At 64.1% G+C, this 16,503-nt stretch carries 15 protein-coding genes; 8 read left to right on the forward strand and 7 right to left on the reverse strand.

Translation table 11 applies throughout. The annotated features are described in order from the left end of the window. Window positions 1-605 precede the first annotated feature (605 nt). The 7 genes from K288_RS0110775 (at window position 606) to K288_RS0110810 (ending at window position 8,901) form a co-directional block, all read left to right on the forward strand. Window positions 606-1,331: a sulfite exporter TauE/SafE family protein gene (locus tag K288_RS0110775; protein ID WP_027579560.1), complete on the forward strand. Its 726-nt coding sequence runs from the start codon at window positions 606-608 to the stop codon at window positions 1,329-1,331. Between the two features lie 110 nt (window positions 1,332-1,441). Further along, window positions 1,442-2,899: a DNA repair protein RadA gene (gene radA, locus K288_RS0110780; RefSeq protein WP_027579561.1), complete on the forward strand. Its 1,458-nt coding sequence runs from the start codon at window positions 1,442-1,444 to the stop codon at window positions 2,897-2,899. Between the two features lie 174 nt (window positions 2,900-3,073). Then, entirely contained in the window at window positions 3,074-3,703 is a 630-nt protein-coding gene (locus K288_RS0110785) for a CvpA family protein (RefSeq protein ID WP_027579562.1), read from the forward strand. Between the two features lie 62 nt (window positions 3,704-3,765). Next, window positions 3,766-5,277 (forward strand): amidophosphoribosyltransferase, encoded by a 1,512-nt coding sequence (gene purF / locus K288_RS0110790; protein WP_027579563.1) that lies wholly within the window; start codon window positions 3,766-3,768, stop codon window positions 5,275-5,277. Window positions 5,278-5,503: 226 nt separating this feature from the next. Continuing rightward, window positions 5,504-6,244, forward strand: coding sequence for an SDR family NAD(P)-dependent oxidoreductase (locus tag K288_RS0110800; RefSeq protein ID WP_027579564.1), 741 nt, complete (start codon window positions 5,504-5,506; stop codon window positions 6,242-6,244). A gap of 175 nt (window positions 6,245-6,419) precedes the next feature. Further along, a complete protein-coding gene (locus K288_RS0110805; RefSeq protein WP_027579565.1) occupies window positions 6,420-7,544 on the forward strand; it encodes a hypothetical protein in 1,125 nt (374 codons plus the stop codon). Window positions 7,545-7,662: 118 nt separating this feature from the next. Beyond that, window positions 7,663-8,901 (forward strand): ABC transporter substrate-binding protein, encoded by a 1,239-nt coding sequence (locus tag K288_RS0110810; protein WP_027579566.1) that lies wholly within the window; start codon window positions 7,663-7,665, stop codon window positions 8,899-8,901. Window positions 8,902-8,958: 57 nt separating this feature from the next. Here K288_RS0110810 and der read toward each other — a convergent pair whose 3' ends face one another. The 4 genes from der to K288_RS52285 form a co-directional block, all read right to left on the reverse strand. After that, window positions 8,959-10,338, reverse strand: coding sequence for a ribosome biogenesis GTPase Der (gene der / locus K288_RS0110815; RefSeq protein ID WP_027579567.1), 1,380 nt, complete (start codon window positions 10,336-10,338; stop codon window positions 8,959-8,961). Window positions 10,339-10,507: 169 nt separating this feature from the next. Continuing rightward, window positions 10,508-11,095, reverse strand: coding sequence for a hypothetical protein (locus K288_RS0110820; protein WP_027579568.1), 588 nt, complete (start codon window positions 11,093-11,095; stop codon window positions 10,508-10,510). A 22-nt stretch (window positions 11,096-11,117) separates the two neighbouring features. After that, entirely contained in the window at window positions 11,118-11,771 is a 654-nt protein-coding gene (locus K288_RS0110825) for a tetratricopeptide repeat protein (protein WP_027579569.1), read from the reverse strand. A 180-nt stretch (window positions 11,772-11,951) separates the two neighbouring features. Further along, window positions 11,952-12,494: a hypothetical protein gene (locus K288_RS52285; protein ID WP_152535473.1), complete on the reverse strand. Its 543-nt coding sequence runs from the start codon at window positions 12,492-12,494 to the stop codon at window positions 11,952-11,954. Window positions 12,495-12,668: 174 nt separating this feature from the next. Here K288_RS52285 and K288_RS0110835 point away from each other — a divergent pair, with 174 nt between their 5' ends. After that, complete coding sequence (locus K288_RS0110835) at window positions 12,669-13,067, forward strand: ester cyclase (protein WP_027579571.1); 399 nt, start codon at window positions 12,669-12,671, stop codon at window positions 13,065-13,067. A 150-nt stretch (window positions 13,068-13,217) separates the two neighbouring features. Here K288_RS0110835 and K288_RS0110840 read toward each other — a convergent pair whose 3' ends face one another. The 3 genes from K288_RS0110840 to K288_RS0110855 form a co-directional block, all read right to left on the reverse strand. Continuing rightward, window positions 13,218-14,828 (reverse strand): class I adenylate-forming enzyme family protein, encoded by a 1,611-nt coding sequence (locus K288_RS0110840; protein ID WP_027579572.1) that lies wholly within the window; start codon window positions 14,826-14,828, stop codon window positions 13,218-13,220. A gap of 195 nt (window positions 14,829-15,023) precedes the next feature. Then, entirely contained in the window at window positions 15,024-15,845 is an 822-nt protein-coding gene (gene panB / locus K288_RS0110850; RefSeq protein WP_027579573.1) for a 3-methyl-2-oxobutanoate hydroxymethyltransferase, read from the reverse strand. Between the two features lie 2 nt (window positions 15,846-15,847). Then, window positions 15,848-16,432 (reverse strand): NnrU family protein, encoded by a 585-nt coding sequence (locus K288_RS0110855; RefSeq protein ID WP_027579574.1) that lies wholly within the window; start codon window positions 16,430-16,432, stop codon window positions 15,848-15,850. Window positions 16,433-16,503 lie beyond the last annotated feature (71 nt).

Raw genomic sequence — 16,503 nt, forward strand, 5'->3', positions numbered from 1 at the left:
GGCCCAAAGGTGATGCGCCTAGGCCTCGAAGCCTTCCGCCGCATCAAATACGGCACCACTTTGAGGCTCGAAAATGTGTGAATCGGATAGCCGGTGACCGGGCTTTCTTGCCACCGTCATCTCAAGCGCGAACTTGTTCGCGCGAAAAACTTAGCGCCAGCGTCGGGGCGCCAGGACCACACGACTTCGCCGTCCGTGATGCGCGTGCTCGTCAGTCACACGCTTCACGTCCACCGCATCTCACCGCAACGTTCGTGACGATCGCGACCCGCCCCTCATCCGCCGTGAGACGCGCGGATTAATAGTGCTGATTTGCCCGTCGGGTTAAGCGGTTTATTTTTCACAAGCCGGCTGGACGGGGCAAATCACCTTGGAATCGTTGCCGAATTTTTCTCCGCCGCGCCGTCATTCCGGGGCGATGCGAAAGCATCGAGCTATGATGCGCAATTTGCACATCAGAGAGTCCATTTCTCCGCCAGCGCAAGTGGTTGAATGGATTCCGGGCTCGCGCTCCGCGCGCCCCGGAATGACAGCGAGTGTTAGGACGCAACCTCCCGAAACTTGCTAGGCTCTTTTCCCCCTAAACGAGTCGCGGACACTATCTCGTGGGCTACCTGTTCGTCCTCATCGTCGGCCTGATTGCCGGAACCCTTTCGGGCATCGTCGGCACGGGATCGTCGATCATGCTGATGCCGGTGCTGATCTATCAGTTCGGACCGAAGCAAGCGGTGCCGATCATGGCGGTAGCAGCGGTGATGGCAAATCTTTCGCGCATCCTTGCCTGGTGGCGCGACGTCGATTGGCGGGCCTGCGCCGCCTACTCCGTCACCGGCATCCCGGCCGCGGCGCTCGGCGCCCGCACGCTGCTGGCGCTACCCTCTCGCGCCGTCGATATCGCGATCGGCCTGTTCCTGATCGCGATGGTGCCGGTGCGGCACTGGCTCGCGCGGCATCAATTGAAAGCACAGTTGTGGCATCTCGCTGTAGGCGGCGCCATCATCGGCTATCTCACGGGCATCGTGGTCTCGACCGGGCCTTTGAGCGTGCCGCTGTTCCTGTTCTATGGCCTCACCAAGGGCGCATTCCTCGCCACCGAGGCCGCAAGCTCGCTCGGCCTTTATGTGAGCAAGTCGGTGACGTTCGAGCGCTTTGGCGCGCTGACGCCTGACGTCGCGCTCAAAGGCCTGATCGCGGGCTCCTCGCTGATGGCCGGCGCCTTCATCGCCAAGCGCTTCGTGCTGAAGCTTGAACCAGATGTCTTCCGCCTGGTGATGGACGGCATCATGCTCGTGGCCGGCGCATCGCTGTTGTGGCCCTCAGCGACGCAATGAAGTTGGTTGTATCCTTGGCAAAGCCTTTGACCTGACGCTCCAGGCAAGCTAAGGAACAAACTGAGAACAATCGGCGCAACACGCGCCAGTCAACTTAGCGCCGCTTGCACATGGCCAAGTCCACCCTCTCCTTTGTCTGCCAGAATTGCGGCGCGGCGTATAATCGCTGGCAGGGGAAGTGCGACGCCTGCGGTGAGTGGAATACGCTCGCGGAGGAGGACACGACCGGCAATGTGCCGGTGTCGATCCGCTCCAAGCGCAAGGGGCGGACGTTTGCGCTGGAGTCGCTGTCCGGCAAGAGCCATGACGCTCCCCGCCTCTCCTCCGGGATGGCTGAGCTCGACCGTGTCACCGGGGGCGGTTTCGTGCGTGGGTCGGTGCTGCTGGTCGGCGGCGATCCCGGCATCGGCAAGTCGACGCTGCTGACGCAGGCGACCAGCATGATGGCGCGCGCGGGGCACCGCGCGGTCTATATCTCAGGCGAGGAGGCGGTGGCGCAGGTGCGGCTTCGCGCCGAGCGGCTCGGGCTTGCCAATGCGCCGGTGCAACTGGCCTCGGAAACCTCGGTCGAGGATATCGTCTCGACGCTGTCCGAAGGCACCGTGCCGCGCCTGATCGTGATCGATTCGATCCAGACCATGTGGACCGACACGGTCGAATCCGCGCCCGGCACGGTGACCCAGGTCCGCGCCTCGGCGCAGGCGCTGATTCGCTTCGCCAAGAAGACCGGCGCGGCCATCATCCTGGTCGGGCATGTCACCAAGGATGGCCAGATCGCCGGCCCGCGCGTGGTCGAGCACATGGTCGACGCGGTGTTGTCGTTCGAGGGCGAAGGCTCGCAGCAGTTCCGCATCCTGCGCGCGGTCAAGAACCGCTTCGGCCCGACCGACGAGATCGGGGTGTTCGAGATGACGGGGCTCGGCCTGCGCGAGGTCTCGAACCCCTCCGAATTGTTCCTCTCCGAGCGCGACCTCGGCAGCCCCGGCACTGCCGTCTTTGCCGGGATCGAGGGCACCCGCCCGGTGCTGGTGGAACTGCAGGCACTGGTCGCCCCGACCTCGCTCGGCACGCCGCGGCGTGCGGTGGTCGGCTGGGATCCAAGTCGCCTGTCGATGGTGCTGGCGGTGCTGGAGGCCCATTGCGGCGTGAAACTCTCCGGCCATGACGTCTACCTGAACGTCGCCGGCGGCCTGCGCATCCAGGAACCCGCCGCCGACCTTGCCGCGGCCGCAGCGCTGGTGTCCTCGCTCGTCAACGCTCCCCTGCCGACGGATGCGGTCTATTTCGGCGAGGTTTCGCTATCCGGCGCGGTCCGCCCGGTGGCGCAGACCTCGGCCAGGCTGAAGGAAGCGGCGAAACTGGGGTTTGGCCGCGCCGTGCTGCCCGAATCGGCCCGCGGCGACGTCGGCGATGCCGGGCTTGCCCTGAACTCGGTCGGCGGACTGACCACGCTGGTGGCCGAGATCGCTGCCCGCGGCACGCCCAGGGGCAACCACCAGGCTCAACGGGACGCTGAACCGGTTGAGAAAAATGCCACACCGGCCCGATTCCGTCGCGAGAAGGGCTAAAGCGGGGTGACCTTAACGGGCCTCGCCGCTATACATCCCGCCACGTGGGACAGGCACTTTCCGGCCTTGCCGGAGACGCTATAAGCCCCTCAGCTAGAGCGGAACCGAAACGCCGATTCGCGACAGCCGACCCCTGCGGCACCCATAAGAAGAACGAGCGGACCTGACCACCCGATGCCGATAACGATCCTCGATCTCGTCCTGCTCGCGGTGATGCTGATCTCGGGCCTGCTCGCGATGGTGCGCGGCTTCATGCGCGAGATCCTGTCCATCGCGGCGTGGGGCGCGGCGGCGCTGGTCACGCTCTATGCTTTCTCGAAGCTTTTGCCGACCGCCAAAACTTACTTCAACAATGACACGGTCGCCGCCGTCGTGGTGGTCGCCGGCACTTTCATCGGTACCCTGATCGTGGTGTCCATCATCACGGTGCGGATTTCCGACATGATCCTGGATTCGCGCATCGGCGCGCTCGATCGTACACTCGGCTTCCTGTTCGGGCTGGCGCGCGGGCTCCTGATCGTGGTCGTCGCCTTCCTGTTCTTCAGCTGGCTGGTTCCTGACAAGCAGCGGCCGGACTGGGTGACGGGCGCAAAATCGCGCGTGGTGCTGCAAGGAACCGGGGATTGGCTGATGTCGCTCTTGCCTGATGACCCCGAGAACACCATCTTAAAGCGGTTCAAGAAAAACAAGCCGGAAGACGATCAGACTGACGCCGAACCCGCAGCACCGGCGTCTGGCGATGGTTATAGTAAACCTGCCCGCGACAGCCTTAAAAAGCTGATCGAGAAACCCGCGGGCCGTTAAACCTTGACTTAGGTCTGTTGGGCTAAACCCATCGTAGGCCACAAAGAAAGGCGATGAACGCGATGCAATCCCCTTCCGATCACGCCGAGCAGCTTGGCCCCGATTCCGGGCCCATCGAATTGCAGGATGATCTCGAAGGCGACACGCTACGCGAGGAGTGCGGCGTGTTCGGCATTTTCGGCCACCCGGAAGCCGCCGCCATCACGGCGCTCGGATTGCACGCCCTTCAGCATCGCGGCCAGGAAGCTTGCGGCATCGTCACCTTCGACGGCAGCCGCTTCCACTCCGAGCGCCGGCTCGGCCTGGTCGGCGACACCTTCTCCCGCCGCGAAGTGATCGAGCGCCTGCCCGGCACAGTCGCGGTCGGCCATGTCCGCTATTCCACCACCGGCGCCACCATCCTGCGCAACGTGCAGCCGCTGTTCGCCGAGCTCAATGCCGGCGGCTTTGCGGTCGGCCATAACGGCAACCTCACCAACGGGCTGTCGCTGCGCCGCGAGCTGGTCAGGAACGGCGCCATGATGCAGTCGACCACCGACACCGAGGTGATCCTGCACCTGGTGGCGCAGTCCAAGCGCAGCCATTTCGTCGACCGCTTCATCGAGGCGCTGCGGGCGATCGAGGGCGCCTATTCGCTGGTGGCGCTGACCAACAAGAAGCTGGTCGGCGCACGCGACCCGCTCGGCATCCGGCCGCTGGTGCTCGGCGACCTGGACGGCCGCCCGATCCTGACGTCGGAGACCTGCGCGCTCGACATGATCGGCGCCAAATATGTCCGCGATATCGAGCCGGGCGAGATCATCGTGTTCGATGAGGAAGGCGCGCATACGCACAAGCCGTTCCCGCCGAAGCCGCCGCGGCCCTGCATCTTCGAGTACATCTATTTCTCGCGGCCCGACTCCATCGTCGGCGGCCGTTCGGTGTATGAGGTCCGCAAGGCGTTCGGTGCGCAGCTCGCGCGCGAGAGCCATCCGGATATCGATGTCGTGGTGCCGGTGCCGGACTCCGGCGTGCCTGCCGCGGTCGGCTACAGCCAGTATTCCGGCGTGCCGTTCGAGCTTGGCATCATCCGCAACCACTATGTCGGCCGCACCTTCATCCAGCCGACCCAGAGCGTGCGCGAGCTCGGCGTGCGCATGAAGCATTCGGCCAACCGCGCCGCGATCGAAGGCAAGCGCATCATCCTGATCGACGACTCGCTGGTGCGCGGCACCACCTCGAAGAAGATCGTGCGCATGATGCGCGACGCCGGCGCCCGCGAGGTGCATTTCCGCCTCGCCTCTCCGCCGATCCTCTATCCCGACTATTACGGCATCGACCTGCCCGACCGCGGCGGCCTCCTGGCCGCGACGCACACGCTGGAGGAGATGCGCGAGATCATCGGCGCGGACTCGCTGGCGTTCCTGTCGATCGACGGCATGTACCGCGCCATGGGCTATCCCGGCGGCCGCGATCCCGCCAACCCGAAATTCGCCGACCATTGCTTCACCGGCGCCTACCCGACGCATCTCACCGACCACAGCGAAACCGAGCCGCAGCCGCGCCAGCTCTCGCTTCTGGCGGAGGCAAGCTAGCATTCCACGATGAGCTCCCAATCGCTGCTCGGAATGCTGATTGGGATCGTGTTTGTTGGCTTCGTCGTATTCGCATTTCGCCAAGGCATGAAGGTTGTGCCTGACGATCGCGAGGACCGCGGGCCGTCGGTAGGCGGCGGTCCTGACCCTTAGGCGATTTGCTTTTGTGTCGACTTGTCCCGGCCATCCACGTCTGTAAAAGCAGTCGCAAACGTGGACAGACATTATGACAAAACCCCTCGCCTCCCGCATCGCCCTCGTCACCGGCGCCTCGCGCGGCATCGGCTATGCCACTGCGCTGGCGCTGGCCAAGGCCGGCGCGCACATCGTGGCGGTGGCGCGCACGCAAGGCGGGCTGGAGGAGCTGGACGACGAGATCCGGAAAATCGGCGGCAGCGCCACGCTGGTGCCGCTCAGCCTCACCGATTCCGACGGCATCGCCCGGCTTGGCGCGGCGCTGCATGAGCGCCATGGCAGGCTCGACATCCTCGTCGGCAATGCCGGCGTCGCCGGTCCATCTTCGCCACTCGGCCACATCGATCTGAAATCATGGAGCGACGTGATTGCGGTGAACGTGACCGCGAACTTCCAGCTGATCCGCTGCATGGAGCCGCTCTTGAAAGTGTCCGACGCGGGACGCGCGGTGTTCATCACCTCAGGCGCGGCCAACAAGGCGCTCGCCTATCTCGGCCCCTATGCGACGTCGAAGGCCGCGCTGGAAACGCTGGTGCGCGTCTGGGCCAACGAGACCGCGAGCACCAAGCTGCGCGTCAACCTGTTCAGCCCCGGCCCGATCCGCACCCGCATGCGGGCCGCGATATTTCCCGGCGAAGATCCGATGGACCTCGACACGCCCGAGCAGGCGGCGGAATTCATCGTGCCGATGTGCGCGCCGGAGTGGCACGAGACCGGCAAGTTCTACGACTATCCGACACGCAAGCTGATGAGCTTCCGCCCACCGGCGTAATTTCTCCGTCATTGCGAACGAAGCGAAGCAATCCATCTCTCGGCTTGCAGAGGCATGGATTGCTTCGTCGCTGTGCTCCTCGCAATGACGGCCGCAACGGTTGACACCCTTCCCGCCCCGCGATTGACTGCCACCCGAGCGGGCAAACCGCCAAGAAAAATCACGGGAGGCCATCATGACGGCGAAACTCAATCGCGCGCGCACCCTTTTCGGATTCATCTTAAGCTGTATCGCCTGCTTCTGTCTGTCGGCGCCATCGCATGCCGGCGACATTCCGACCTTCGCGGTCGATGCGGCCTGGCCAAAGCCGTTGCCGAACAACTGGATCCTCGGACAGGTCGGCGGCATCACCGTCGACTGGCAGGGCCATATCTGGGTGATCCATCGCCCGCGCTCGCTGACCGATGATGAGAAAGGCGCAACGCTCAATCCGCCGCGCTCGAAATGCTGCGTCCCGGCGCCGCCGGTGCTCGAGTTCGGCGCCGACGGCAATCTCCTGCGCGCGTGGGGCGGGCCCGGCGAAGGCTATGAATGGGTCGGCCGCGAGCACGGCATCGAGGTCGACGAACGCGGCTTCGTCTGGGTCGGCGGCAATGCCGACAATGACAATGCGATCCTGAAATTCACGCTCGACGGCAAGTTCGTCTCGCAGATCGGCAAGATCGCGCCGAGCAAGGGCTCTAACGACACCACCCAGCTCGGCAAGCCCGCGGAGACCGCGATCGACAAGGCGGCCAACGAGATCTACGTCGCCGACGGCTATGGCAACCGCCGCGTGATCGTGTTCGACGCCACCACCGGCGCCTACAAGCGACACTGGGGCGCCTATGGCAACAAGCCTGATGACGACAAGCAGGCCGCCTACGATCCCAAGGCGCCGGTTGCCCAACAATTCGGCAATCCCGTGCATTGCGTGAAGCTCGCCAATGACGGGCTGGTCTATGTCTGCGACCGCATCAACAACCGGATCCAGGTGTTCAAGAAGGATGGGACCTTCGTCAAAGAATGGTTCTTTGAAAAGAACACGCTCGGCAACGGCGCGGTGTGGGATATCGCGCTCTGGCCCGATCCGAACCAAACCTATCTTCTGAGCGCCGACGGCGAGAACAACGAGATCCGGGTCCTCAGGCGCGATGATGGCACGGTGGTCGGCAGTTTCGGCCGCAGCGGCCGCAATGCCGGGCAATTCCACTGGGTCCACGCCATGGCCATCGACGCCAAGGGCAGCGTCTATACCGCCGAGGTCGACAACGCCAAGCGCATCCAGAAATTCAAACTGACCTCCGATGCGCTACGATAAGCGCATTGCCGGACGGCGCGAGACAGGATAAGCGGGAACCTGGATCGTCCCATCGATCGCGCCGCTGGTGAAAGGCCCCAAAAAAGAGGGCCATGCCGGCATTAACAGGAGGGAACACATGAAAACGACGCGCGCGCGGCGTTACGCCGCGCTATTCGCTTGCGCCGGATTAGGTCTTGCGACCCCGGCTTTCGCCCAAGACAAAACTCAGGACAAAACAGTCAAGATCGGCGTCCTGAACGATATGTCGAGCCTTTACGCCGACATCGGCGGCGCCAATTCGGTCGCCGCGGTCAACATGGCGGTCGAGGATTCCGGCCTGCGTAACAAGGGCTGGAAGATCGACGTGCTGAGCGGCGATCACCAGAACAAGCCGGACGTCGGCGTCAACATCGCCCGGCAATGGATCGACAACGAGAAGGTCGACGTCATCGTCGACACGCCGAACTCGGGCGTCGCGCTCGCGGTCAGCAATCTCGTCAAGGAGAAGAACGCGGTGCTGCTCAACTCGGGTGCGGCCACCGCCGATCTCACCGGCAAGGCCTGCACGCCGAACACGATCTCCTTCACCTACGACACCTACATGCTCGCCAACGGCACCGGCAAGGCGCTGACCAAGGCCGGCGGCGATAGCTGGTTCTTCCTGACCGCCGACTACGCCTTCGGCCATGCGCTGGAGCGCGACACCACCGCGGTGGTTCTCGCCAATGGCGGCAAGGTGCTGGGCGGCGTCAAGCATCCGCTCAACACGTCCGACTTCTCCTCCTTCCTTCTGCAGGCGCAGTCCTCGAAGGCGAAGGTGGTCGGTCTCGCGAACGCCGGTGGCGACACCACCAACTCGATCAAGCAGGCGGCGGAATTCGGCATCGTCTCCGGCGGCCAGAAGCTCGCGGCACTCCTGCTCTTCATCACCGACGTGCACTCGCTCGGCCTGAAGACGGCGCAGGGACTGACGTTTACGGAATCCTTCTACTGGGATTTGAACGACAAGACCCGCGAATGGTCGAAGCGTTTCGCCAAGGTGTCGCCGAAGGGCATGATGCCGTCGATGACGGTCGCCGGCAATTACGCAGCCACCCTGCATTACCTCAAGGCGCTGGAGGCGATGGGCGGCAATGCGCATGACGGCGCCAAGACCGTCGTCAAGATGAAGGAGCTGCCGACCGACGATCCCCTGTTCGGCAAGGGCCCGCTCCGCATCGATGGCCGTCGCATCATCCCGGCCTATCTGTTCGAGGTGAAGAAGCCGGAGGAGTCCAAATATCCCTGGGACTATTACAAGCTGATCGCCACCATCCCGCCGGAAGATGCGGCCAAGCCGCTCGAAGCCAGCGAATGCCCGCTGGTGAAGAAGTAATGTTGTGAGGCGTAGGGTGGGTTAGCCGCAGGCGTAGCCCGCCCTACGAAGCTTCACTCACGACAAGCGCTTGCGCTTGTGGGCGAAGGGATTGGCTTTCTCGCGCAGCGTGATGCGCACCGGCGTGCCCGGCAGGTCGAAGGTTTCGCGCAGCGAGTTGGTGAGATAGCGCAAATAGGATTGCGGCACGGCGTCGGCGCGCGAACAGAACAGCACGAAGCTCGGCGGCCGCGCCTTGTTCTGGGTGATGTAGTTCAGCTTCAACCGGCGGCCGGAGACGGCCGGCGGCGGATTGGCCGCGATCGCCTGCTCGAACCAGCGATTGAGCGCGGCGGTGGAAACCCGCTTGTTCCAGGTGGCATAGGCCTCTTCGATCGCCTTCATCAGGCGATCGACGCCCTCGCCCATCAACCCGGAGACTGCGACGATCGGCACGCCCTTCACCTGCGGCAGCCAATGATCGGCATCGGCGCGCAGGCCTGCGATCAGGTTCGGCTTGCGCTCGACCAGGTCCCATTTGTTGACCGCGAGCACGATCGCACGGCCTTCGCGCTCGATCAGATCGGCGATGCGCAGGTCCTGCTCCTCGAACTTGTTCTGCGCGTCCATCATCAGTACGACGACTTCGGCAAAGCGCACAGCGCGCAACGCGTCCGCGACCGAGAGCTTCTCCAGCTTCTCCTCGATCCGCGACCGCCGCCGCAAGCCCGCGGTATCGAACAGGCGGAAATCGCGGCCCTGCCAGGTGATCTCGACCGCGATGGAGTCGCGCGTGGTGCCGGCTTCCGGGCTGGTCAAGAGCCGCTCCTCGCCGAGCAGGTGATTGATCAGCGTGGACTTGCCAGCGTTGGGACGGCCGACGATGGCGACACGGATCGGACGGTTGCCGATGTCCTCATCGGTTTCAGGCGCGTCATCGTCGACGTCTTCATCTTCGGCGGGCGCCGGCATCAGCGCGCTCAGCGCGTCATAAAGGTCGCCCATGCCCTCGCCATGCTCGGCGGAAATCTGGACGGGATCGCCGAGGCCCAGCGCGTAGGATTCCATTGCGCCGAGCTCACCATGTTTGCCCTCGGCCTTGTTGGCGACCAGCACCACCGGCTTGTTGGCGCGGCGGGCGAAATCGGCGAAGGCGCGATCGGTCGGCGTCAGCCCTACGCGGGCGTCGATCACGAACATCAGCGCGTCCGCAAGGCCGATCGCGGTTTCGGTCTGCTCCTGCATGCGCGCGGTCAGCGAACCCTTGGCGCCCTCGTCGAGCCCTGCGGTATCGATGATGGTGAATTCGAGATCGCCGAGCCGTGCCTGCCCCTCGCGGCGGTCGCGCGTTACGCCCGGCTCGTCATCGACCAGCGCGAGCTTCTGCCCGACGAGACGGTTGAACAGCGTCGATTTTCCGACATTGGGCCGGCCGATGATGGCGATCGTAAAGGACATGGATCATCAAAGCGCTGTTCGCGGAAACGCGTGTCAGTGGAGTCGAGGTCAAGAGAGTCTAGAGCGTGATGATTTTTCTTCGAATCATCATCCCGCTCTATCTTTTTGTTTGAGCATGATCTCTTCGGAAAACCGGTATCCACTTTTCCGGATCATGCTCTAGCAGGAACTAGCGCGCAAAGCTGCCGCTCGGCAGCGGGGCCGGGAATGGTGCGGCGGATTGCTGCGTGGGCTGTGCAGGAGCCGGCTCCGCGGTCGGTTGGACCGTCGTCTGATCGGGCGGCGGCGCGGTGGTGCGCTTGCGCGCCATCCTCTTCGCCTTCGGCTCCTCCGGCAGCGCAGCGGGCGCGCCTTCCTCGGACGGCGCGGCATTGGGATCAGCGGCGGCTGGCTCGGCTGCCGGCGCCGTGCTGGCGGTGGCCGCCCTGCCCTTGCCCTTGGCCGCTCGCTTCGACTTCGCCTGCTCCGGCGGAGGCTCAGGCGGCGGAGCAGCGGCGGCAGCCGCCTGCGCGTTCTGCTCATCGATCTGCTGTTGCTGCGAGCCCTTGTACAGTTCTTTCGGCACGCCCTGCTCCAGGCCCGGCACGCCATCCGGGAACACCGGCTTGCGGTCGCCCGGCAGCTTCTTCTTGGTGTCGAGGAAGTCGAGCAGGTCCGACGGGTCGAAATTGGACAAGCCCCCGCCCCCGCAGCCGGCCAGCACGCTGCAAAGCGCGACGGCGACGGCGGCTGCGATCAGACGTTGCGAGCGGCGCATGGGCAATCCCTCACTCAACTCGTTAGCTCTTGGCGACCGGCGGCAGCAGGGCCTGCAACGCCTCGGCACGCGAGCGCAAGCTCGGCGGCGTCTCGGCGTCGTTGGCGATCAGGTCGAGCCACTGCCGCGCCGCGGCCGCGTCATTGGCGCGGTAGGCCGACAATGCCAGCAATTCGCGCGCGGTGTGACGGAAGGTCGAGTTCGCCGCCGTGGCGGGCTCCAGTCGCTGCAGCATGTTCTGGTAGGTCGTGCCTTCCAGCAGCAATTGCGCGGCGCGGATCCGCGCCAGATCCTGCTCCGCAGCACCGACGCTGCGGTCCGCGGTGATCTCGTCATACATCTTCGCAGCCGCCTGCGGGTCGCGGTTCGCGACCTCCGCGGCCAGACGCAACCGCGCCAGCACGCGATACCCTGCCGGCGCCTTCGCAGCCAGGTCGGCGAAAGCAGCCTCCGCCTCAGTGTGCTTGTTCTGCTCGGAAAGCTCGATCGCCCGGTCAAAGGCAGCCCCCGCCTCGGCCGCCTTCTGGCCCTGGAGGTATTCGTAGCCGCGCCAGCCGCCGACGCCGGCGACGATCAGAATCGCAAGCGCAATGATGTAAAGCGAATACTTGTCCCACAGCTTCTTGAGCTGCTCGCGACGTAGTTCTTCGTCGACTTCACTAAATAATTCAGACACTTAAGGCTATCCCATCCCCGGAGGGCGAAGCAAAATGCCAAGGCGCCAGACGCGCCTGATCCCCACATCGCGGCGGCGTTACCCTAATGATATGGCGGTGGCAAGGCAAAGCGAGGCGGATCAAAGCGTTAACGGTGGAAGGCTGCCTGCTCCCGGAGAGCCTATAGCCGCGCAGATCGGTCAGGGTGGAGGATTGAGTGCGGGCTGTTGCTGATCGACACTCGCCGCAGTTGTCCGCTTCAACGTTCCCCCGTGAAGGAGCATGCCGTTCGGCGCCGCAACCTCGATCAGTTCTGCGGCAAGGAAAGCGTGTTGATCGGGTTTGAATTGGAAACTGTGGTTGCCGCTTCCAAGATTGGCGCCTTCAAGATCTTGTCGATAGCGGTCGGCCAGAACTCGACCTGCCAGCCTGCCGTCAAAATAGAGTTCCACGCGAAGCGGGATTTCGGGATGGTCGACACATTGAGCCCAGCCAGCAATGGCGTGAGGCTCTATATGATCGACGTAACCCCGCAGCGTGCCAACCTTCAAGATATCCTGGATGCCGTCTTCGATCGCGGCGAGATCCTGCTGGCACAGATCACGTGATAGCGCGAGGCTGAACTGATCCGTGTCGAGCGCCCGAGAGAGCAGTTCCTTTCGGTGAGCCTTCATCTCCAGGAGCGCGGTCACATTCTTCAGTCTGACATAAGCGCCAACGACTTGCTGGATTCCCTGGTTCATCGCCTTGCGAAATCCCTTAAAAATCGTCGAGAAAATATGCCTTGGCTGTCAGGCGAGAACAAGGCTGTCCTGACAGCCGCAGGGTGTCGCAGGGCAGCGATGCGATCGCGGTGGCGGGATGGGATAGCAAAGGAACCAATTGACCCAAGATACCTGCGAGAAGGGAGACTTGTCGTGACGCCGCAACATCTCTCCGAGGTCTATCGAGACTACATCGCCTGCTTGAACGCGCAGGACTGGATGAACCTGGGACGGTTCGTCCACGACGACGTGCGCCACAACGGCCGACAGATTGGATTGTCAAGCTATCGCGAGATGCTGGAAAACGACTTTCACCAGATCCCGGACCTCTCCTTCAATATCCAGCTCCTGGTCTCGGATCCGCCCTACGTGTCGAGCCGCCTGCTTTTCGACTGCACGCCGAAGGGAGAATTTCTCGGGCTCACGATCGATGGGAAGCGGGTCTCGTTCGCCGAGAACGTTATTTACGAATTTCGAGAAGACAAGATCGTGGAGGTTTGGTCGGTCATAGACAAGCCGGCCATTGAAGCGCAGCTTCAACGCTCGAAATGACTCCGTCGTCACGGCCTCGCGCGCCTTTGGCGTAGCCGGGAGCCGGACGACGATAGCCAGCGTGCTCCGTCGCGTAGGGTGGGCAAAGCGAAGCGTGCCCACCATCAAGAGCGGTGCAAGAAAAGGTGGGCACGCTGCGCTTAGCCTACCCTACAGCCCCGCCAGCGCTTCCCGTAGCTGCCGCTTGATCACCTTGCCGTTGGCGTTGCGCGGCAGCGGGTCGCGCGTGACCGTCATCGTCTCCGGCACCTTGTAGTCGGACAGCCGCTCTGCGCACCAGGCGCGCAACACGTCCGCGCCGACCTCGTCGCGGGTCACGATCACCGCATGGACGCGCTCGCCCAGCACCGGACAAGGCTTTGCGATGATCGCGCTTTCGACGACCGTCGGATGGCCCGCCAGCACGGACTCGACCTCGGCGGAATAGATCTTCAGGCCGCCGCGGTTGATCATGTCCTTCTGGCGGTCGAACACACGGACGAAATCACGATCGTCGATCGAGCCGAGATCGCCGGAGTGCCAGAAGCCGGCGGTGAAGCTCTCCGCGGTCGCCTTCGGATTGTTCCAGTAACCCTTGATGACCGAGCCGCTGCGGATCCAGATCTCGCCGATCTCGCCGCGCGGCAGCTCGCGATGATTGCCGTCCATCACGATGATCTCGGCGCCGGGGCACGGCAGGCCGACGCTGTCGATATGCGCGGCAGTCAATTCGCCGGGCATCAGCGTCGAGGGCGACGTAGTCTCGGTTGCGCCGTAGCAATTCGCGAGCTTCAGTCCGGGTATTTTCGCGTCCAAGCGCTCGATCGTCGCGACCGGCATCGGCGCGCCGCCGAAACCGCCGATGCGCCAGCTCGAGAGATCGTAGCTGTCGAAATCCGGTTGCAGCAGGCAGAGATTGTACATCGCCGGCACCATCACCGTGTAGGTAACGCGCTCGCGGGAGGCGACCTTCAGATATTCCGCCGCCTTGAACTCGGGCATGATGATCAGCGCGCCGCCGCAGCGAGCCATGGTCGTGATATTGGCGACCGCGCCGGTGACATGCGCCAGCGGCACCGCCGCGATCGAGCGATCCGCCGCCGTGAGTTTCAGGGCAGACACGAACACCATCGAGGAATGGATGACGTTGCAATGCGCGAGCATCGCGCCTTTCGGCCGCCCGGTGGTGCCTGACGTATAGAGGATCATCGCGGTATCCTCTTCGCCGACCATGGCGGGCGCCCCTGATGGCGCATTGTCGAGCAGTGCTGCGAATGGCGATGCGCCGGCGCATGGTAATGCGCTGTCGTCGCTGACCGAAATCCGATGCTCCAGCGCGGGGACATCGGCTGCGTCGGGCACACGCGCGGCGAGCGTCGCCTCGTGGATCAGGAGCTTCGCGCCGCAGTCGCTCAGAACGTAGGCGATCTCAGGCTTCTGCTGCCGCGTCGAGAGCAGCACGGTCACCAGGCCCGCATGCGCGGCGGCGAACATCGTCAGCACGAACTCGATGCGATTGCCGAGCAGCACCGCGACACGATCGCCGGCGCGCAGGCCGAGCTTCTGCAATCCGGCCGCAACCTGCGCGGATTGCTGCACGACCTCGCGCCAGGTCATCCGCCTGCCGCCGCAGATCAGCGCCTCGCCGTCAGGGTTTCTTGCGGCGGCCTCCAATATCATCGCCCAGATGCTCGTCGGCCGCTCGCAAAACACCGGCACGACGCGGTCGCCGAAGCGCGCCTCGAGCCGCATGTCCGGAATCGAATGCCCGTACCAGTCCATCGGTGTGCTCCGCGAACTCACTTACGTCCCCCGCTTGCGGGGGAGGTCGGCGCACTCGAAGAGCGCAGCGGGTGGGGACTCCTTCCCCACGGACAGTCCCATCGTGGAGATACCCCCACCCCAGCCCTCCCCCGCAAGCGGGAGAGGGAGCGCAGCATCCATCGCGGATGAAATTCGACCTGAGCTCATCGTGCCCTAGCTCTTTTTCATGTCGTAGACATGCTCAGGCCCGGGGAATTTGCGCGCGCGGACGTCGGCGGCGTAACCCTCGATGGCCGCTTCGATCGACGGCCCGAGATTGCCGTAGCGGCGAACGAATTTCGGTATGCGCGGCGACAGCCCGAGCATGTCCTCGAGCACGAGCACCTGGCCATCGCAGGCGGCGCTTGCGCCGATGCCGATGGTGGGAATGGCGATCTCCTGCGTGATCTTGCGTGCGAGCGGCTCGGCCACCGCCTCGATCACGACCGAGAAGGCGCCGGCCTCCGCGATCGCCCTGGCATCGTTCTCGATCGGCGCCCAGCCTTTCTCGTCGCGCCCCTGCGCGCGAAACGAGCCGAGCGTGTTGATCGATTGCGGCGTCAGCCCGATATGGCCCATCACGGGAATGCCGCGCTCGGTCAGGAACGCCACCGTCTCGGCCATGCGGGCGCCGCCTTCGAGTTTCACCGCGCCGCACTCCGTCTCCTTCACTATCCGCACCGCGGAATGAAACGCCTGCTCCTTTGACGCCTCATAGGAGCCGAACGGCATATCCACCACGACAAGCGCGCGATCAGAGCCGCGCATCACCGCGCGTCCCTGCAGGATCATCATCTCCAGCGTGACAGGCACGGTGGTCTCGAGCCCATGCATGACGTTGCCGAGGGAATCGCCGACCAGGATGACGTCGCAGTAGCGGTCGACCAGCGCTGCCGTATGCGCGTGATACGACGTCAGCATCACGATCGGCTCGCCGTTCTTGCGGGCGAGGATATCGGGTGCGGTCTTGCGCTTGATGGCTGATTGTACGGACATTGTTAAGCTCCAACGACGGGGACGCCAATCACGACCGGATGGAACGCGAAGGCCAGTGCAACATAGGCGACGACGCCGACCGCGACCGCGATCATATCATTGCCGGCACCGCCGACCGGGATCGGCGGGGCGCCGGCATCAGTGCGATGTTTCAGTGAAATGCGGTCAAACACCGCCCATGCCAGGAACGAGCCGAACAGGATGATCGAACCGAGATCGCCATTGGCGAGCAGATGCGCCGCCGCCCATAATTTGATGCCGGCGAGCATCGGATGTTTCAGCGTCGTGTAGATGCGGCCGCGGATGTAGGACGCCACCACCAGGATCACGGCCGGCAGCATCAGCGCGATGGTGATGTGCTTCATGAATGTCGGCGGATACCAGACGTCGATCCAGCCCGTCGCGCGGTAGCGGGCAAATCCCCAGATGATCAGCGCGAGCCCGACGGCGGAGACCACCGAATAGCCGATCTTGTAGCCGCCCTCGCCCATCACATCGATGCAGCGCGCGCGCAAGCTGCGCTGGGTCGTGAGCGTGTGGACTGCGAAGAACAGAAGCAATCCCAGGATCATCACCAGCAGTCCCACGGTGTCCCTCCCTCGGCGCGGTGGTGCCTTATTGAGCATCCGCGTATCATTTCGGGGGCAGGTTGTGCAAT

It is taken from the genome of Bradyrhizobium sp. Ai1a-2, assembly GCF_000426245.1.
Lineage (GTDB): Bacteria > Pseudomonadota > Alphaproteobacteria > Rhizobiales > Xanthobacteraceae > Bradyrhizobium.